At 72.2% G+C, this 18,446-nt stretch carries 18 protein-coding genes, 1 pseudogene and 1 riboswitch; of the genes and pseudogenes, 10 read left to right on the top strand and 9 right to left on the bottom strand.

What is annotated here, in order from left to right:
- Positions 1-53: 53 nt before the first annotated feature.
- Both arsB and H300_RS0118490 read right to left on the bottom strand, forming a co-directional pair.
- Positions 54-1,163 (bottom strand): ACR3 family arsenite efflux transporter, encoded by a 1,110-nt coding sequence (arsB, locus tag H300_RS0118495; RefSeq protein WP_028428610.1) that lies wholly within the window; start codon positions 1,161-1,163, stop codon positions 54-56.
- Positions 1,160-1,492 (bottom strand): metalloregulator ArsR/SmtB family transcription factor, encoded by a 333-nt coding sequence (locus H300_RS0118490; protein ID WP_106966877.1) that lies wholly within the window; start codon positions 1,490-1,492, stop codon positions 1,160-1,162. Before H300_RS0118490 ends, arsB begins: the two co-directional genes overlap by 4 nt.
- A gap of 98 nt (positions 1,493-1,590) precedes the next feature.
- Between H300_RS0118490 and H300_RS0118485 the strand changes: the two genes are divergently transcribed.
- A complete protein-coding gene (locus H300_RS0118485; protein WP_028428608.1) occupies positions 1,591-2,004 on the top strand; it encodes an arsenate reductase ArsC in 414 nt (137 codons plus the stop codon).
- Between the two features lie 185 nt (positions 2,005-2,189).
- On the opposite strand, the pseudogene H300_RS27735 reads toward H300_RS0118485, so the two are convergent.
- Positions 2,190-2,401: pseudogene (locus H300_RS27735) on the bottom strand (nitroreductase/quinone reductase family protein); the annotation flags it as partial.
- 351 nt (positions 2,402-2,752) lie between these two features.
- Here H300_RS27735 and H300_RS0118475 point away from each other — a divergent pair.
- The 7 genes from H300_RS0118475 to H300_RS27715 all read left to right on the top strand — a co-directional run bounded on the left by H300_RS0118475 (position 2,753) and on the right by H300_RS27715 (position 8,587).
- Complete coding sequence (locus H300_RS0118475) at positions 2,753-3,328, top strand: hypothetical protein (RefSeq protein WP_486583937.1); 576 nt, start codon at positions 2,753-2,755, stop codon at positions 3,326-3,328.
- A 372-nt stretch (positions 3,329-3,700) separates the two neighbouring features.
- Positions 3,701-4,150, top strand: coding sequence for an excalibur calcium-binding domain-containing protein (locus tag H300_RS0118470; protein WP_028428606.1), 450 nt, complete (start codon positions 3,701-3,703; stop codon positions 4,148-4,150).
- A 460-nt stretch (positions 4,151-4,610) separates the two neighbouring features.
- The gene (locus H300_RS0118465; RefSeq protein ID WP_028428605.1) at positions 4,611-4,835 is read left to right on the top strand and encodes a DUF6158 family protein; all 225 of its coding nucleotides are present in this window, start codon (positions 4,611-4,613) and stop codon (positions 4,833-4,835) included.
- Between the two features lie 328 nt (positions 4,836-5,163).
- Positions 5,164-6,231: an ANTAR domain-containing protein gene (locus H300_RS29410; RefSeq protein WP_486583936.1), complete on the top strand. Its 1,068-nt coding sequence runs from the start codon at positions 5,164-5,166 to the stop codon at positions 6,229-6,231.
- A gap of 228 nt (positions 6,232-6,459) precedes the next feature.
- Positions 6,460-7,236, top strand: coding sequence for a GAF and ANTAR domain-containing protein (locus tag H300_RS27725; RefSeq protein WP_158678389.1), 777 nt, complete (start codon positions 6,460-6,462; stop codon positions 7,234-7,236).
- Between the two features lie 132 nt (positions 7,237-7,368).
- A complete protein-coding gene (locus H300_RS29405) occupies positions 7,369-7,908 on the top strand; it encodes an STAS domain-containing protein (RefSeq protein ID WP_051270177.1) in 540 nt (179 codons plus the stop codon).
- A gap of 235 nt (positions 7,909-8,143) precedes the next feature.
- Entirely contained in the window at positions 8,144-8,587 is a 444-nt protein-coding gene (locus H300_RS27715; protein WP_106966874.1) for an ATP-binding protein, read from the top strand.
- Positions 8,588-8,979: 392 nt separating this feature from the next.
- Here the strand turns inward: H300_RS27715 and H300_RS0118440 are convergent, their stop codons facing one another.
- A complete protein-coding gene (locus tag H300_RS0118440; protein ID WP_028428604.1) occupies positions 8,980-9,234 on the bottom strand; it encodes a chaplin in 255 nt (84 codons plus the stop codon).
- Positions 9,235-9,750: 516 nt separating this feature from the next.
- On the opposite strand from H300_RS0118440, the gene H300_RS27710 reads away from it, so the two are divergent.
- Both H300_RS27710 and H300_RS0118430 read left to right on the top strand, forming a co-directional pair.
- The gene (locus tag H300_RS27710) at positions 9,751-10,875 is read left to right on the top strand and encodes a PP2C family protein-serine/threonine phosphatase (protein WP_051270176.1); all 1,125 of its coding nucleotides are present in this window, start codon (positions 9,751-9,753) and stop codon (positions 10,873-10,875) included.
- Positions 10,876-11,195: 320 nt separating this feature from the next.
- Positions 11,196-11,338, top strand: a riboswitch (cyclic di-AMP (ydaO/yuaA leader).
- Between the two features lie 11 nt (positions 11,339-11,349).
- Entirely contained in the window at positions 11,350-12,384 is a 1,035-nt protein-coding gene (locus H300_RS0118430; RefSeq protein WP_028428603.1) for a M23 family metallopeptidase, read from the top strand.
- 806 nt (positions 12,385-13,190) lie between these two features.
- Here the strand turns inward: H300_RS0118430 and H300_RS0118420 are convergent.
- The 5 genes from H300_RS0118420 to lhgO form a co-directional block, all read right to left on the bottom strand.
- The gene (locus H300_RS0118420) at positions 13,191-13,616 is read right to left on the bottom strand and encodes a PPOX class F420-dependent oxidoreductase (RefSeq protein ID WP_106966876.1); all 426 of its coding nucleotides are present in this window, start codon (positions 13,614-13,616) and stop codon (positions 13,191-13,193) included.
- Positions 13,617-13,661: 45 nt separating this feature from the next.
- A complete protein-coding gene (locus tag H300_RS31570) occupies positions 13,662-14,558 on the bottom strand; it encodes an SRA domain-containing endonuclease (RefSeq protein ID WP_158678388.1) in 897 nt (298 codons plus the stop codon).
- Positions 14,559-14,666: 108 nt separating this feature from the next.
- Positions 14,667-16,175, bottom strand: coding sequence for a PrsW family intramembrane metalloprotease (locus tag H300_RS27705; protein ID WP_051270175.1), 1,509 nt, complete (start codon positions 16,173-16,175; stop codon positions 14,667-14,669).
- Between the two features lie 86 nt (positions 16,176-16,261).
- A complete protein-coding gene (gene trmB / locus H300_RS27700) occupies positions 16,262-17,017 on the bottom strand; it encodes a tRNA (guanosine(46)-N7)-methyltransferase TrmB (protein WP_078516123.1) in 756 nt (251 codons plus the stop codon).
- A 103-nt stretch (positions 17,018-17,120) separates the two neighbouring features.
- Positions 17,121-18,383 (bottom strand): L-2-hydroxyglutarate oxidase, encoded by a 1,263-nt coding sequence (lhgO, locus tag H300_RS0118405; protein ID WP_486583935.1) that lies wholly within the window; start codon positions 18,381-18,383, stop codon positions 17,121-17,123.
- Positions 18,384-18,446: the final 63 nt, after the last annotated feature.

Genomic DNA, 18,446 nt, shown 5'->3' with positions numbered 1-18,446 from the left:
GCGGTGGCTCCCGCGGGCGCGGGGCGCGGTGCGGGGCACGGGACGCCGGTCGCTCACGTCTGCGTGGTCAGCGCCTGGGCGCCGAACCGGCGGCGCCAGGCGAGGGAGACGTACACAAGGGCGATCAGGACGGGGACCTCGATGAGCGGGCCGACGACGCCGGAGAGCGCCTGGCCGCTCGTCACGCCGAAGGTGGCGATGGCGACGGCGATGGCGAGCTCGAAGTTGTTGCCGGCGGCGGTGAACGCGAGGGTCGCGGTGCGGTCGTAGGCCAGGCCGATGGCCTTGCCGAGGACGAAGCTGCCGACCCACATCAGGGCGAAGTACACGAGCAGCGGCAGGGCGATGCGGGCGACGTCCCAGGGCTGCGAGGTGATCGTGTTCCCCTGCAGGGCGAAGAGGAGCACGATCGTGAAGAGCAGCCCGTACAGGGCCCACGGCCCGATCCTCGGCAGGAACCTCTGCTCGTACCGCTCGCGGCCCATGCGCTTCTCGCCGAGCCGCCGGGTGAGGTAGCCCGCGACGAGGGGGACGCCGAGGAAGATGACGACGTTCAGCGCGATCTTCCACATCGAGATGTCCAGCGTCTCGCCGCCCCCGAGTCCGAGCCAGCCGGGAAGCAGGTAGAGGTAGAACCAGCCGAGCAGGCCGAAGGCGAAGACCTGGAAGACCGAGTTGAGCGCCACGAGGACGGCGGCGGCCTCGCGGTCGCCGCAGGCCAGGTCGTTCCAGATGATCACCATGGCGATGCAGCGGGCGAGCCCGACGATGATCAGCCCGGTGCGGTACTCCGGCAGGTCCGGCAGGAAGATCCAGGCGAGTGCGAACATCACGGCGGGCCCGGCGACCCAGTTGATGACGAGTGACGAGACCAGCAGCCTGCGGTCTCCGGTGACGGTGTCGAGCTTGTCGTAGCGGACCTTGGCCAGGACCGGGTACATCATGATCAGCAGGCCGAGGGCGATGGGCAGCGAGATACCGCCGATCTCCAGCCTGCTGAGGACGCCGTCCAGCCCGGGGACGAGCCGTCCGAGGCCGAGGCCGACCGCCATGGCGATCAGGATCCACACCGCGAGGAAGCGGTCGAGGGTGGAGAGCTGCGCGACGATCCCGCCCTCGTCGTCGGTGGTCGTGGGGGTGGTCGGGTTCCGGGTGTCGGTCACGGACAGGGCCTCTTCCGGTCGATCTCGAGAGTGGTACGCGCGGTCTCGGCGAGTTCCGCGAGGGAGCCGGCGAGCACCGTGAGGACGTCGGGCCGCAACCGGTAGTAGGTGAAGCGGCCGCAGGGCTCGGTCTCCACCACGCCTGCTTCGCGCAGTACCCGCAGGTGGTTGGAGAGGTTCGTCTGCCGGGCTCCGGTCTCCTCCACCAGGTGGGTGGTGCACAGGGTCTCGCGGGACAGCAGCGTCACGATGCGGAGCCGGATCGGGTCGGCGATCACCCGGATCAGCTCCGCGCCCTCCGGCGTCGCTTCAGGTTTGGCTGACGTCATCATGCGCTGATACTCTCACATCATTCCCCGCTGACTCCAGTGGTTGCTGATGTTCGGCCTCCGGATGCCGGATGCCGTCCCTGTGAGGAGAGGTCCGCATGGCTGAGAAGCCTTCCGTGCTGTTCGTCTGCGTGCACAACGCGGGACGGTCCCAGATGGCCGCCGCCTGGCTCAGCCACCTCGCGGGCGACCGCGTCGAGGTGCGTTCCGCGGGATCGGCCCCCGCCGGCTCCGTCAACCCCGCCGCGGTCGAGGCGATGCGGGAGGTCGGCATCGACATCACCGCAGAGACTCCGAAGGTGCTCACCGCGGACACGGTCCGGGCCTCCGACGTGTGCGTCACGATGGGCTGCGGGGACGCCTGCCCCGTGTTCCCCGGCAAGCGCTACCTGGACTGGAAGCTGGAGGACCCGGCGGGTCAGGGCGTCGAGGCCGTACGTCCCATCCGCGACGAGATCAGGGCCCGTGTCGAAGGGCTGATCGCCGAGATCGCCCCGGAGGGCGGCAACTGAGCGCCGATCCCTCCCAGGGGTCCCTTCCGGAACTGCTCCGCGGAGCCGTCCCGCCCGGGCCGGGTCCCCGTGCCCCGGGGCGCCCCGGGAGCCCGGAGGTACGGGGCGGGTAGGTCCCCGCGGGACGGACCGCCCTGCGGGGCGGGCAGGGTGCGGGGTGAGCCTCAGCGCTCCTCGGCGGCCGGTTCCACGTGCATCAGCGGCGGCTTGCGGATCTGCCCGACTTGGCGCCCACTGTGGTCAGGACCACGACGGGCAGATCCCGGCGCTTCTGGTCGTCCTGGTCGACCATCTCGGCCAGGGCGGTCCCCTGGGTGCCGCCGGAGCTCTCGTGCAGCTCCACCTGGTCGCGCACCCTCTGCATCGTGCTCGGTTCGTATGCGTCCTTGAGCGGCATGCCCTCCCTCTCCACGCGGTCGATGAGCCCTCCGGGCGACAACTCATGCGCCGGGCGCCGCATTCCTGTCACCCGCCGCTGCCTGTCACCCGCCGCTGCCCGCCTGCCGCCCGGCGACCGGCCCGAGCGGCGGGTCCGGGCCGACTGCCGACCGGTTCGCTGCGCACCGAGCCCCACGGCTCTTCCGGCGTCGCCCGCTCCGTGAGCCGTGGACCGGACGCCCTCGTCGTCGGCCGAGCTCCCGGGGCCGCGGGGCATCGCCTCTTTCGAGTGACAGTCCTCGCACAGTGGGCAACCTCGTGCGTACGCGGTGTGTCTGAGTATCCAATCCGAACAAGGCAAGGAAGCCCAGTGACCTACCCCCAGCAGCCCCAGCAGCCCTACGGCCGGCCGTTCCCTCCACCGCCGAAGAAGAACACCGGAAAGATCATCGGTTTCGGCTGCCTCGGGCTCGTCGTCGCCTTTGTCCTCCTCGCCGTCGTCATCGCCGCGGTCGCCGGCAGCGGAGAGGACTCCGGCGCCGGTTCCAGCGGCGCGCGGGACTCCGCCGCGAAGGAGAACCGGCCCGCCAGGGACGAGGCAGCCGAGGGTGAGGCAGCCGAGGGTGAGGCGGCGGAGAGGGAGGCGACCGACGGGGAACCGGAGCAGTCGGCCGCCGATCAGTTCAAGGACTGCGTCGCCGATTCCGGCTCCGAGGCGGAGAAGAGCGCCGTCGAGCATGTGACCAAGGTCGACGGCGTCGACCGCCGGAACGACATCCTCGACAGTGCCGAGGTCTTCACCGACTTCACGGGTGGCATCGCGGGCCCGGACGGCGGCGAGGCGAAGTTGATCGCCAGCGCCTTCGCCTCCTGCTACGAGTCGGACAACGGGCTTGTGACGGTGTACGGCGAGGACGGCGACATGATCGCGAACGGCAACTACTGACCACAAGGAGCCCCGCGGGCGGGGACCCCGTCCGCGGGGCCCCTCGCCCGTCCGCGTCGCCACCAGGTCACGTCGCCCTCTCCCCGCGTCAGGCCGCTTCCGCGTGGTCGGGTCGCGTCCGCCGCCTCGGCGCGGAACCGGGCGGCGTGTGACCACCGGCGTCCGGACGACCTGTCCCCGCGGCGGCGCGGCGGGGAACGCGTGTACCAGCTCCGAACGCACAAGCGGAGGGTTACCGCGGGGTCACGTCACGGTCATGTCACCGTGCGCGCCAATACGGTTACCCCGCCGGTGGCCTGTCGCTAGCGTCATCACCTCCAGATCCGGCCGTGCCATGGGGGAACCATGCGCACGGATATCGAAAGGCGCCCCGTGAACACGTTCCGCAAGCCCGCCGCCGTGGCGGTCGCCGCGCTCGCCCTCGCCGTGCTGCCCGCCGGCGCCCAGGCGCACGACGGGAACCACCCCTTCACCAACTGCACCGAGGCGTACGAGAACGGTCACGCGAACATCCCCGAGGGTGACGCCCACTACAAGCCCGCGCTCGACCGCGACCGGGACGGCGTGGGCTGCGACCAGCCGCCTGCGGACTTCGTTCCCGCCGAGGACGGGAAGGACGGCGCCGACGACGGCGCGGACACGGGTTCCGACGACGCGGCCGAAGGCACGGCCGGCAGCTCGGACGGCGGGGCCAAGGACACCGAGCTGGCCGAGACCGGCGGCGACAGCACCACTGGCTACCTCGCCGGAGGCGCCGCCGCGGTGCTTCTGGCCGGTGGTGGACTGGTCGTCCTCGCACGCAGGCGCCGCGCCACCCGCTGATCGAACCGGGCGCGGAGTTCCGGGCACAGAGAAGCCCCGGCTGGACGGGGGAGACCAGCCGGGGCGTACAGAGGGGGACGGAGGGTGGTCGCCTCTCGGCGAAAGGCTCCATGGGGCTTCAGCCGAACGATCTTCCCCATGGGCGTGAGGTGAGGCCCGGGGACACTGTCCCTCCGTACCCACACCCCTTCCAACGGCGGACCCCCGCCGAATGTTCCGGGGGATCTCGGAGACGTGGTGTGAGGAGGACCACCCGGTCTCACACCGTCCGCGGTCGCCCCGCCGCCGTTCGCCCGGTGAAGGGGGAGGTGGGGACTTTGGGCGTGCGGTTGCCGGGTACCCGGCAACCGCACGCCCAAAGGCGCCCGCCGCCGCGTCGCCCGTACAGCCCCACCCCACCTGGTGCCGGGCCGGGCGGCCGCCCGGCCCGGCACCACTCGAACGAGGGAGGTCGAAGCCCATGACCGGTATCGATCCGCACCGGCTCTCCGACGCGGAGCTGCTCCGGGAGCTGGAGACCGTCCACCGCACCCGCCACGAGACCCTGCTCCACGCGTCGGACAGCGCGCTCAGCATGCACACCAGCCGGACGAAGGAGTTGGAGGCCGAGTACCTGAGCCGCAATCCCCGACGTACGGTGACGGCCGGACGCACCCGGGAGGGCGCCCGCGAACGAGAGGCGTGACGCGGCACCCCGGGCCTCACGGACCGGGGGCGGAGCGGCAAACCGCCCGGCGCGCGTGCCGGTGCGGCGCCGCCGTCCCGGCGGCAGTGTGATCAGCAGCACGGCGAAATTTCGTGCCCGGCGTTGGTAACATCAGGATCACGACCTCGAGTTGGGCAGTCAGCTCGCGGCAGGGTTCGGACTTTTCCGGACGGTTTCCCCCGTCGGCTTGCAGTGGCGGAGGGACGACGTCATGTCCGGACCCTCGTCAGCAGCGCGCTGCGCGGTCCGGTCGGCGCTCCCCTCGGAACGCCCCCGAGGCTGCGGAGCACCGACTCCGAGGAATCACTTGAGCAACGCAAGCGTCGGCCGGTTCACATACCGACTGGCCCATGACAGCTGGACATGGTCGGACGCCATGTTCCGTCTGTTCGGACTGAGACCAGGACAGGTGGAACCGACGACCGCCCTGGTGACTCGCCATCTCAGTGCGGAGGACCAGGAGCAGCTGCTCGCCCTGTTCGCCGACACCCTGAAGGAGGACGGCGAGCCGCGGACCCTGCTCCACCGCATCGCCGCCGCCGACCGGGACCGTACCGTCCTCACGCTGGTGGAGCGGTCCTCCGAACCGGGGGAGCCCCCCGAGCTCCGCGGATACTGCGCGGACATCACCCTGCCCCTGCACCGTGCGGCCTCGCTGCGCGCCCGCCAGGACATCGAGGCGGCCGTGGAGTCGCACTCCATCATCGACCAGGCGGTCGGCGCCCTGATGCTGGTGCACGGTCTCGACGACGACACGGCGCTGAGCCTGCTGCGCTGGTTCTCGCAGCACTCCAACACCAAGCTCCGCACCCTCGCGGAGCGCATAGTGCAGAGCACCCGGCACGGCATCATGCTGCCGCGTGAGACGACGGACGCACTGGACGCCGCGATCAGCGACGCGGCGGCGATCAGCGACGCCACCGTGCGCAGCGCCACCGGCGCCGCCTCCGACGCGCACGCGGGCGCCCGTACGGCGGACGCCCCGGGCAGCCTCGTGGGGAGCGACGACGCGCCCCGCGCCGGGGGGCGGACCGGAACGACGACCGCACTCCGACCCGTACCGCCCGCCTCCACCCGCGGCCAGAGCCTCCGGGTGGACGCCCGGACGGCCGCGGGCGAGGCGGTGCTGAGCGTGCACGGACCCATCGACCTGACCGGTGCCCCGACCCTCGCGTCGGCACTGAGCGGGCTGCTCTCCGTCAGCGGGGGCGGGCGGGTCCTGGTGGTGGACCTGTCCGAGGTCACCTACGTCAGTTCGGTCGGGCTGGCGGAGCTGCAGCGGTTCAAGGACCGGGCCGACCAGCAGGACCGCGAGGTGCGGTTCATCCCCGCCGAGGGCCTGCCGGCCAAGCTGTTCGGTGATCTTCTCCCGTAGCCGCGAGTCCTCCGTGCCCGGGCGGCAGGGCGGGCCGCCGTTTCGGTGCTCGGGGCCGAGGGCACCCGCACGATCCGGTGGCGGCCCGCAGCGCGGTTGTGTGCCGCCCCGGCCGGTCCGGCGTCCCCACACGACCACCGCGAAGCACTCCTCCCGAGCGTGCAGGAGTCCGTTGAGCGCCGCGCTGACGTGCCGCGCTCTGCCACCATCGGCACCGAGGAGGCACGTATGACAGCGACAGCCGGAGGCGGCGGCCCGGTGGCGGACAGCGCCCTCCGCCAGCTGCACGCCCTGCTGGTCGGAGTGGAGCGCCTCGAGGAGTTCCTCGACGAGATGGTCAGGATCACGAGTGCCGCGTTCCCGCCGGAGGTCTCCTGCGGCATCACCATCCAGCGGGCCGGACGACCCGTCACCGCCGCGGCGAGCGACGCACGCGTGGGTCGCTTCGACCGGGCCCAGTATGAGCGGGACCGTGGTCCGTGCCTGGACTGCCTGCGCACCGGCAGGCCCCAACTCGTCCCGGACATGACCAAGGAGACCCGCTGGGGCGACTACGCGGCGGCCAGCCTGGCCGAGGGCGTGCGCAGCGTCCACTCGCTCCCGCTCACCCCGCTCGGCCGGGACTCCGCGGTGGGCTCGCTGAACCTCTACTCCACCGCGGCCCGCACCTTCGACGCCGGGCTCCGGAGCGAGGCGCGCGCCTTCGCCGACCACGCCTCCGGAGCGCTCGGGGTGGCGCTCCGGATCGCCGGGCACGTCGAGTTCGGTGAGGACGTGCAGGCGGCAGTGGCCCGCCGGTCCGTCATCGACCAGGCTCTCGGCATCGTCATGGCGCAGCAGCGCTGCACGGCCGACCATGCCTTCGAGGTGCTGCGCCGGCTCTCGCAGAAGCGCAACGTGAAGCTGCACGAGGTCGCCGGCGGCATCGTCCTGGGCCTGAGCGGCGCCGGTCCGCGGCTCACCCCGATCACGCCCCGAGATGCCGTGCCCGACGCGCCCCGCTGACCGGCCCGGTCGGACGGGAAAGGGCCACTCGGGTGATCCTCGCCGGCGCGAACCGGTGGCAGGGGGCCGAAATCGAGTGATCCGGATCACTCGGCAGTGCTGTGCGCACGCATGTGATCGTTGGAGCCGGATATGAGCAACGAGGAGCACCCCACCCGCACGGTCGACACCCGGCACACGCAGCGCACAGCAGGCGTGCAACGCGCGGCGGGCACGCGTCCCGCGGCGGGCAGCCCGCCGATACTGCTGCCGCTGCCGCCCGTCCTCGCCTCCCGGAGCGGCGGCGGTGAACCGCCCGACCAGGTGGTTCGCGGCGCCCGCTGGACGGAGGGCTGCTGCGTGGTGACACTCGCCGGGGACATCGACTTCTTCACCGCCTCGTGGGTGCGCTCCGCAGTGGCCACCGGCGCCAGCGGCCCCGCCACCACGGTCGTGATCGACGCTTCCCGGGTCGGCTTCTGCGACTCAGGGCTGCTGCGCGCGGTCCTGCCGTGCGACGCCCCCCGGCGCCGGGTGCGGCTCGCCGCGCCCTCCCCGGCAGTGCGACGCCTGCTGGCCCTCGCCGCGCCCCCGGATTTCCCGCCGCCGTACCCGTCGGTCGCCGAGGCGCTGCGCAGCGCCGGCGCGGGTTCCTCGACCGGGGCGGCCCCCATGCCGTCCCGGTCGGGGTAAGAGATGCGGCCGTCTTCTTCGGCTGCTGCCCAGGGACGGAAACGCGCATACGACGCCCGCCACCGGTGGGGTGCGGGGGGTTCGCAGCCGGTGGCTCAACGGATCGGCTGCGCCCGGGGAGCTCTCCGAACAGCGTGGATGCGGGACTCCGAATCGATCACGGGCACGCAGAGTCAGGTGTGGCGTATCGGGTATACGGGTCGTTACCGCTGCACTCGCACGGGAAAGGCAAGCCATGATCATTACGACTCCGTCCCCGGGAACCGAGCCGAACGGGGCCTCCTGCCTCCGGCGGGAGCTCGTCGTCGACGGGAGCTCCGAAAGCGGAGTGCGAGCTCGGCAGTTCGCCGCGGACTTCCTGGAGGACGCCGCCGCCGAACTCGGCACCGACGTTCCGACCGGGCCCAGTGACGACGTGCGGCTCGTGGTCAGCGAGCTTGTGACCAACGCGGGCAAGTACGCCTCCGGCCGCTCCCTGCTCACGCTGATGCTGGACCGCATCGAGCGGCTCGTGCAGGTCTCCGTATGGGACGCCAACCCCGAGCTGCCGCTGCGGCTGCGGCCGGACGCCCAGCGTGTCGGAGGGCACGGGCTGGAGATCGTGCACGCCCTGTGCCGCTCGGTGGTGACCGAGTCCGGCCCCGGCGGCAAGCACGTGCACGCCGCGCTCCACTACTGACCGGGCCGGGCCGGCAGCGCCGCCCGCCGCGTGCCCGCTCCCGCCGCGTGCCCGCTCCAGGTGGGTCTGCATGAGGTACGCGGCCCCCGGCCGACAGTGAGCGGGCCGCCTGGTACCCCGTCGTCCCGTATCCCCGTACCCTCGCCCCGCGCCCCGGCGGGCGCACCACCAAGTCGTGGCCGGGGGCCGAGGCGGGGGCGGCTACCGGCAGCACTCCCCGGCCCCGGACACAGGTCCGGCCCGGCGCGGTGACCTGCACCGGCCGGGCCGGACCCGCCGTCGGGCTGCCCCGCCTCAGCGGGACCGGCCCGTCACCCGCTCAGCTGCGGACGCGTGCCGCCGTCGCCGCCCGGGGGGACGGCGCCCGGCTGCCCGGGCCGCGGGGACGCGAGTCACCAGCCCTGGTGGCCGCCGACGTTCGCGCAGGTGTTGCCGATGGCCGGGTTGAGCAGCCCGATCACGTTCACGCTGTTGCCGCAGGCGTTCACGGGCACATGCACCGGCACCTGGACCAGGTTGCCGGAGAGCACGCCGGGCGAGCCGATGGCCGCACCCTGGGCGCCGCTGTCGGCGGCGGCGGCGCCGCCGCTCATCAGGGCGATACCGGTGGCCGCGGCCAGGGCGACGGTCTTGGCCGTACGCATCATCAGTCGATCCTTTTCGTCAGGGGAACCCGGGGCACGGCTGTCCAGCCGGAGCAGGACGGCCGTTCCGGGGGGCCGGAGAAACCCGGCCCCCCGTTGAACTTCGGCGGTTGAAGCCTCCGGGACGGGTCCTGCACCGATGTTTCACCTGCACGAAGGACCGTGCGTGCGGCTGATTGACGTCTTGACGGCCCTGGGCGCAGGGCAGCGCCGGGACTGAGGCGGTCCCCGGGAGTGGGCGGCACCCCCGGTGTGGGCCAGTGCCGGGCATGGGACAGCGCGGGGGTGGACGACGAGGGGCCGGGCCCCCACCGGTAGTCGCGCACCAGGCCGCCGACCCGGCGCCCCCTCCTGCACCGGGGGCCCGCCGCCCTGCCGCCGGCGCCCACCTGAGCCACCCCGGCGCCCGACTGTGCCGTTCCCGTCGACCGGCCTGCGCCGCACCCGCGAGCTGCCGCCGGGCCGCGAATGGACAGTGCCGAGTAGCCGACCGCCGGGGCCGGGCCGAAGCTTGGAGGTGTGCACAGTTCAGGGCGCCATGCGGCGCACACGGACACCGGCCGCGCCGCGCGATCCCTGCCCGCTGCCCTGATCGTCCTCGGGGCTGTCATCCAGCTGGCCACACCGCCCGAGGTCACCTTCACCGCCCTCTTCACCGCCGCCCCCCTGATCGCCGCACCGCTGTACTCCCGCCGCGGCACCGCACTGACCGGGTTGACGGCGACGCTGGTCCTGATGCTGCTGATCGTCGGCCAGGACGACGGTGGCTGGGCGCGCGACATCAGCCAGGCCGTCACGATGACGACCGTCGCCGCGATCGCCCTGGGCATCAACCGGGTGCTGCGGCGCGGCACCGAGCAGTTGGCCTCCGCCCGGGGGGTCGCCGAGGTGGCCCAACTGGCCGTCCTGCCGGCACCGCCGGAACGGATGGACCGGTTGGAGATCGCGGCCCGCTACCAGGCCGCGCACGCCGACGCCCGCATCGGCGGCGACCTCTACGCCGCCCAGCAGACACCGTTTGGAGCCCGGCTGATCCTGGGCGACGTCCGGGGCAAGGGGCTGGGCGCGGTGGAGGCGGTGGGCGTGGTGATCGGCGCGTTCCGGGAGGCCGCCGAGCAGGAGAGCGAACTCGGAGGGGTCGCGGACCGGCTGGACCGGGCGCTCGTGCGCGAGGAGGAGCGCCGGCGCGACCCGGGCGAACCGGGCCCGGAGTCCTTCGAGGGGTTCGCCACCGCCGTACTGGCAGAGATCACCTCGGGGGGCGTGCTGCGGGTCGTGAACCGGGGACATCCTCCACCGGTGCTCCTGTGCGCGGACGGCGAGGTCCGCGTGCTCGACCCGGACGAGCCGGCACTGCCGCTCGGGCTCGCGTGCCTGGTCCCGGAACGGCTCGGCCGGTCGCGTGGGCCGGAGGTGTTCGACTTCCCCGTCGGCTCCACCCTGCTCCTGCACACCGACGGGCTCAGCGAGGCCCGGGACGCCGCGGGCGCCTTTTACCAGCTCGTGCCCCGCATCCGTGCGGAGGCGTGGCACACGCACCGGCCCCAGGCACTGCTGGAGGAACTCGTGACCGACGTCGCCGCCCACACGGGCGGCCGGGCCGACGACGACATGGCGCTGCTCGCCGTCGTCCGCCACCGCTGACCGGCCAGCCGTCCGGGCTGCCGCGTCCCGCCCGTCATCCACCCGTCGTGAACCCACCTTCCGGTCACTCCGGGTGAGGGATCTTGACCCCTCCGCATAACGACTTGGCGAAGATCTCCTCCGCGTGCGTTACGTCGACCCGCCCGTTATGACCGATTGACGGCTGAAGATCACTGAATGTTCTGCCGTTTGACAGTCTTGTTTCCGCGAAGACTTGGAATCTGGGACCCGGGTCTATTAACGTTCGATAACGCAGCGCGGTCGTCACTGCCGTCGCAAGAGACGGCACCGTGCGCCTTGGCCGAATCCAGACAGTGCGTCACCAGTCATCACCACTGCACCAAAGGAACCGGGGAACCATTACTTTGGGGTGAATCCGTCGGCATCGTCACGATGCCACCGGTAGGAGACCTTCCTGCTCCGAACCCGTCAGCTAACCCGGTAGGCCAGAAGGAAGGAAAGGAGAGCGCCCCCGTGGCGTCAAGCAGGCCTGCCACCGAGGCACCGCCGGTCGATATCGCGGCCTACGGTCCCTCCGTCGGCGACACCTGGGACGAGTGGAATCCCACCGAAGAGTCCATCCGCCCCGTCCGTGGTCGGCACCGCGTCGCCAAGCAGCGCGGGATGGCCCGCAGCGGCACCGTCCTCGGCGTCGGCATGGTCGCCGCCATCGGTGCGGGCGGCATGGCGACCGCCCAGGACAAGCCCAAGTCCCCGGTCTCGATGCCGGACCTCTCCACCTTCACCGACAGCCTCCCCGACGCCGCCGATCTCCCGGGCGTGGGCGGGCTCGTCTCCGACACCGAGGACGTCGGGACGACCACCGTCGCCGCGCCGCTCACCCAGGCCGGCCTGACCGCCACCGCCACCGACGCCGGGCAGACCGACGCGGGCGAGGCGCTCCGGGCCCGCATCCTCCAGCAGGCCGACCAGCAGCAGGAGGCCGCCGACCAGCAGGTTCGCGACGCGGCGTCCGCGGCAGCCGCGAGCAAGGCCGCCGACGAGGCTGCCGCGACGGCCGAAGCGGAGCGCAAGGCGGAGGAGGAGGAGAAGCGCAAGGCGGAGGAGGAGCAGAAGCGGAAGGCGGAGGAGGAACGCCTCCGCAAGCTCGCCGCCAGCTTCAGCCTCCCGCTCGCGTCGTACCAGCTCACCTCCGGATACGGCGAGGCCGGTTCGATGTGGTCCAGCAACCACACCGGCCAGGACTTCGCCGCCCCGAACGGCACGCCCGTCAAGGCAGTGCACAGCGGCACCATCAAGGAAGCCGGCTGGGCCGGTTCCTACGGGTACCGCATCGTCCTGGAGCTCTCGGACGGCACCGAGATCTGGTACTGCCACCTCTCCTCCATGACCAAGACCAGCGGCAGCGTCACCACAGGCGACGTCATCGGCCGCGTGGGCTCCACCGGCAACTCCTCCGGTCCGCACCTGCACGTGGAGGTCCGGCCCGGCGGTGGGGACGCCGTCGACCCGCTCGCCTGGCTCCGCGGGAAGGGACTCTCCGTCTGACCCGCGGCGCGACCGCCGCAGCGGTGACCGCCGTGACCGCCCCGTCCGTACGGCGCCGGGGCGGGGGCTGACGGCCCGTCAGCGGCCGGCGCCCCCGTCTGCCGGAGCCTCGTCCGGGACGGCGGCCACCCGCGACCGCGACGCCGCGCACGCGTCCACCCTGCACGCCCGTTCGCGGGCCGCCCGAACCCCGTCGCCGCCCCGCACCAGCCGGAGCTTCCGCTCCGGCACAGGAGGGGAGGGGCGGCGGCGTACCGCTCCGACGGCCCCGGTGCACCCCCCCCCGACACCGGGGCCGTCGGACCCCCGGCCGCCCGCGTCCGCCGGCAACCGCCGGACGGGCGGGCCGGCCGGCCCGCCCGCCCGGTACGCCGCCCCATGCCCGGCAGGGCGTGGCCGCCTCGGTGCAACCGGGACGGCGGGGCGTCACCCGGCGACGAGGAACCGGTCGAAAGCGGCCTCCGGCCGTATCCCCCGCCGCACCGAACTCCCCCGTGCCACGCCTCGCCGGCTCCAGATCCCCCCCCCGGCACCCGGGCCAGCAAGCTCTCCGGACTGCGCCCGAGTAGCCGGCGCGGTCGCGGAGACTCGGCCAGCAGCCCGGAGAGCAGCCCGGAGAGCAACCCGCGCTGTGGAGCCGCCCGCCGCGGCGTCCCGTCCACACAGGCCAGCACGCCGTGCGTGGTCACACAGGCGAGCGCGTCTCCGTCCTCCCACGATTCCTGCTGCCCGGGACCGGCCGCCGCCGAGAGCGGCACCACCCCGAACCCCGAGCTTCCTCAGCGACCGGTCCGCGGGGGCGGGCATCATCGGCGCGGTTGTCCATACACCCGCCCCACCGGGAGACGTACCACCAGGCGGCGGTCGGCGACCATGGCCGCACGGTACTCGTCCCAGTCCGGGTGCTCCCCCCGGAGGGCCCGGTAGACCGCCACCAACTCCTCGGTGACGTCGTCGTCCGGGCCTGCTGCGGGTGCCGTCACCTCGGCAGTGCCCTCGACGACCGTCCAGGCCCATCCGTCAGCGGCCGTCACGTGCAGACTCGCCCGCGGGTCGCGCCTCAGGTTCTTCAGCTTGGCCCGGTCCGCGGTGGTGGAGATCCTGACGCACTGTTCGGAAGCCGAGTAGGCGTAGTTGATGTTCGACAGCTGCGGCCGGCCGCAGCTCCGCAAGGTGGCGAGCACACCGAGGGCGTGCTGAGGCAGGAGAGCCAGCAGGGCTTTCTCCGACATACCGATGACCTCCCACGTCATCTCAACGGAAAGAGGAGAAGCATGCTATGCGGTCGCCCGGTCAAATCCTTGCCCTGAGCGCCACACCACAGTGGTATCGACTGAGGCGCACAGGTCTAGCAAGTCGGGACGCGGACGTTCCGGCAGCAGCAACGAGAGCGTAGGGTCGGAAGCTATATAACGACGGTAATCGAAGAGTTGCCCGATGGCCGTTCTTACAGATTCTCGGTTGGTGCTTCCTTTTGCCTCGATCAGTACATTTGCGGTGACATCGTGTAGGTCAGTGTAAAGAGGAACGATTTCTCCCGCCGGTAGAATCTTCTTGCGCGTTACCTCGTGCCCCAATCCTTCAAGGTGTCGTCGGTAGTGCACGACAAGTTCGGCTTCGCGCCTTCTCGTAGTGTGCCCTTGCGTCTGCCTGTAAGAATGTGCAAATTCGGTCTTGTTCTGCTCCACGGGGACATCTGTTACTTTGGGCTTAGTGCTGGGTGGCTGCGCTGAAGGGGGTTCACGTGGAAGGGTCTCGTGGACGGGGACGAGGCGGAATACGATCATACTCCGCATTTCCCCGTCCATGTCTAGGGCATCGGTCCAGTAGTACGGGGCGCTCTTGTGTACGGCGAACTCCCCGACATGCTGCACCACGCCACTTTCCACAGATTTGAAGAGGTGTAGTGTCACGCCCTCTTCCGCGTGGTGAAGTACGGATCTATTTCCTTTCTTTATTCCTTGGTCACCCTGTCGTCCTTCGCCGCTGTAATAATAAAACCCGTCAGGCCCCCATCCGTCTGTGTATCCGTTGACGCGACCTTTGTGGGGGGTGCTGAAGAGGAAGATTTTCCCCGTGGTATTGTTAGGGGAAATACCCGACTGTCGATTTCCGCCCAGCTTGTCGTGAATGCGTGACCTTCGAACTGGGATTCCACTCAAGAATTCGTCCACGAGTCCCCCTCCGTTTGAACCGGTGTGCACGGAAGGGTACGCAATGTGTGGGCACATCGATAGGAGCGCGGCCTGTCGTGGGTGACCGTGGCCTGCCGCGCTTGCGGTTCAGGCGTCTCCGGAGCATCTCCACGGCTCCCCGGGCGAGTGGGGGCCGGGCGGCGGAGGGGGTGGTGCCACGGGAGTGGCGTCGGCGGGGCCGGTGCGGGGGCACGGCAGGCGGCCCGGGCCGGGGGGTGCGGAGAGTGGAGCGGCGAAGGGGGCCGGTGGTGGGAGCGGGCGGCCGTGCTGGGCGATCCACTGGGCCGGCAGCGGGAGGCAGGTGACGGCGGCGGCGGTGGCCGGACCGGCGATCGGGCGGCGGTCCAGGAGGTGGCGGAGGAGCTCCTGCTCGCGGGCGGCGAAGTCGGACCCCGGGGTGCCGCGTTCGGCGCGGGCGCGCAGGAGTGCGAGCGAGGTCGCGGCCGCGTGGTACTCGGAGGCCTGACGTGTGCCCCTGCTGCCGTGCGCGCGCCGGGCGAGGTCGCGGGCCGTCGCACGGGCCCGCATGGACCCCAGGACGAGGGGCTCGGTGGGGGCCATCCAGCCCTGGGCGGCGTAGGCGGGGAGCACGGCACGGACGGTGCGCAGGTCGCGTTGCCGGGACCACACCGCCAGCCAGACGAGTGTGGCCAGGACGGGCAGCATGAACAGCGCGTAGACGGCCAGGAAGAGCAGACCGCCCAGGGAGGCGGAGCCGTTCCAGAGGGCATGCAGGGCGATCGAGGTGAGCAGGCCGAGCAGGGGGAGGCCCGCGCGCAGGACCCGGCGGTGCCGGGGGAGGGTGGCCGCCACCCCGAAGGCGATCCCGGTCATCACGGTGAAGAGCGGGTGCGCGAAGGGCGACATCACGATGCGGATGACGAAGGTCGTCACGGTCGTGCTGGCGAAGCCGGACGGGTCGAGCGTCTGGTCCTCGTCGTAGGCGGTGCCCAGGTAGAGGATGTTCTCGGTGAAGGCGAACCCGGTGGCGATCACCCCGGCGAGGACGATCCCGGCCACCACCCCCTCGAACGCCCGGTGCCGGTAGCGGAACAGCAGCAGCATCGCCGCCGCCTTGGCGAGCTCCTCGACCACGGGGGCGACCACGGTGGCGCCCACCAGGCCGACATCGCCGTCGGCGATCACCGAGGCGGCCAGCCACTCGGTGGCGAAGGTGTTGGCCACGATGGCGACCAGGGTCGCCGTGCAGGCGCCCCAGGCGAAGGCGAAGGCCAGGACGCGCCACGGAGTGGGCTCCGCGCTGTCCACCCAGCGCAGTACCGCGATGAGGAGCGGAACGGGCAGGACGGACAGGACCAGCCCGATGACGAAGCCCTCGGAACCCGTCTCGCTGCGGACGATCGCCAGAATGGTCAGCCCGCACACCGCGAACAGCAGCGCGAGCACGCAGGCGCGGAGTGCGCGGCTGCGCCACCACGGCGCGCGCTTCGGCGCGTGGCGCCACTCACCGTGCGCCGTCGGCGTGGCCGGGAAGTGCTGCCGGGACCGGTCGGGCTGCCCGTCGGAGTGCTCGGATATCTGCCCGGCACCCCCGGCTTGCTCGCGGGCGGGTCCCGGCAGGTCGTTGGGGGACACCTGTAGACCCTAAGGGCTTTCCGGCCGCGCCCGCCGGGCCTGTGGCACAGCCGTCGGCCCGGCGGGGCTCAGCCGTCCGGCGGAGGTCAGCCGTCCGCGGGCGGGTCGGTCGGTCGGCGGCGGAAGATCAGGTCGCGGACCCGGTGGCCCTTGTCGAGTCCCTGGCCCTCGAAGCGGGTCCGGGGGCGGAAGCCGGGCCGAGGGGTGAAGCCGCCGTCCGGCTGGGTGTTCTCGAACGCGCGGTGCGCGGTGAGGACCTCCCGCATGTGCTCGGCATACGGCTCCCAGTCGGTCGCACAGTGCAGCAACGCCCCGGGCTTCAGCCTTGGTGCGGCGATGTCGAGGAACTCCGGCTGGATGATCCGGCGCTTGTGGTGCCGGGTCTTCGGCCACGGGTCGGGGAAGAAGACCCGCACCCCGTCGAGGCAGGACGGGGGCAGCATCTCGCGCAGCAGGATCATCGCGTCGCCGTTCGCCACCCGGACGTTGGTCAGCCCGTCCCGGTGGGCCAGCCGCAGCAGGTTCCCCTGGCCGGGGGTGTGCACGTCGACGGCCAGGATGCCTGTGCCGGGCTCGGCTGCGGCCATCGTGGCGGTCGCCTCGCCCATGCCGAAGCCGACCTCCAGCACGATCGGCGCGCCGACCGGAAGCGGGTCGAAGAGGGAGTCGGGGTCCAGCACGTGCGTGCCGTCCACGTCGAGCCCCCAGCTCGGCCAGTGCCGATGGATCGCCTGGCGCTGGGCGTGCGTGACGCGGCTTCGTCGGGGCTGGAAGCTCCGGATCCGGCGGTGGTGGTGCGCACCGGCGGGATCAGCGGTCGGCCCGGTGCCGGGGGCGAACATCGGGGTTCTCTCGGGTGCGGGTTTCTTCTCGGACACAGTGCGGCCAGTTTATGCCGTCCCGTCGGCTGCTCGAATCCGCAGGGGCGGCCCCGGAGCGCCCCGCTCAGAGGTCGAGCCCGGCGACCACCCGCCGGGCGACCTCCCGTCCGATCGGCAGAGACGCGGTCGCCGCGGGCGAGGGCGCGTTGAGCACGTGGACGGTGTGCGGGGCCTCGGTGATCAGGAAGTCGTCCACGAGGGTGCCGTCCCGCAGCACCGCCTGCGCCCGGACGCCCGCCGGAGCCGGCCGGAGGTCCTCCTCCTCGACCTCCGGCAGCAGCCGCCGGACGGCTGCCGCGAAGGCGCGGCGGGAGAACGAGCGGTGCAGCTCCCCGGCGCCGTACCGCCAGTTCCCGGCCGCCGTCCGCCACGCTCCGGGCCAGCGCAGTGTGCCGGCCAGGTCGGCCAGTTCGCCCCGGCCGGGAAGCCCGCGGCGGTACCCCTCGCGGGCGAGGGCCGGTACGGCGCTGGGACCGATGTGGACCTCGTCGTCCAAGCCGCGGGTCAGATGCACACCGAGGAACGGGAAGGCGGGGTCGGGGACCGGGTACACCAGACCGCGCACGAGCGGGGAACGCTCCGCGGACAGGGTGCAGTACTCGCCGCGGAACGGGATGATCCGCGCGGGCGGCGGATCCCCGGCCAGGTCGGCGATGCGGTCGCTGTGCAGCCCGGCGCAGTTCACCAGCGCACGGCCGCGCAGCACGGTGCCGTCCGAGGTGCGCACCGCGACGCCCACCCCCTCCCGGCGGTCGATCACCTCCACCCGGGAGCCCAGCCGCATCCGGGCCCCGGCGTCGCAGGCGAGTTCCGCCATACGGGCCGCGACGGCCGGGTAGTCGCAGACCCCCGTGGTGCCGACCCGGACGGCGGCCAGAGCGCGGACGGCCGGCTCGTGTGCGCTGATCTGGCACGGCCCCAGCTCCCGGACCGGGATGCCGTTGCGCCGACCGCGCTGGGCCAGCGCATGCAGCCGGGGGAGCTCGCGGCGCTCGGTGGCGACGACGAGCTTGCCGGTCAGCCGGTGCGGAAGCCCCTGCTCGGCGCAGAAGGCCATCAGCTCCGCCGCGCCCTGCACCGCGAAGCGCGCCTTGAGCGAGCCCGGACGGTAGTAGATGCCGCTGTGGACGACGCCGCTGTTCCGGCCCGTCTGGTGGCGGGAGAGCGCGTCCTCCTTCTCCAGCACCGTGACCCGGGCGCCCGGCCTGACCCTGGTCAGTGCGTACGCGGTGGACAGCCCGACGATCCCGCCGCCGACCACCAGTACGTCGCAGTCGTACCTCCGGCCGCCGCGGCGGCCCTGTCCGCTCTCCCTCACCGACACCACGGAACCATGATGGGTGCCGCCACCGACAGGACGAGCAGCCGGGCTGCCCGCGGGGACTCGGGC

The sequence above is a fragment of the Streptomyces sp. TAA040 genome (genome assembly GCF_000424845.1).
The sequence above is the reverse complement of the archived record's forward strand: the minus strand, read 5'-3'. Positions and strand labels throughout refer to the sequence as shown.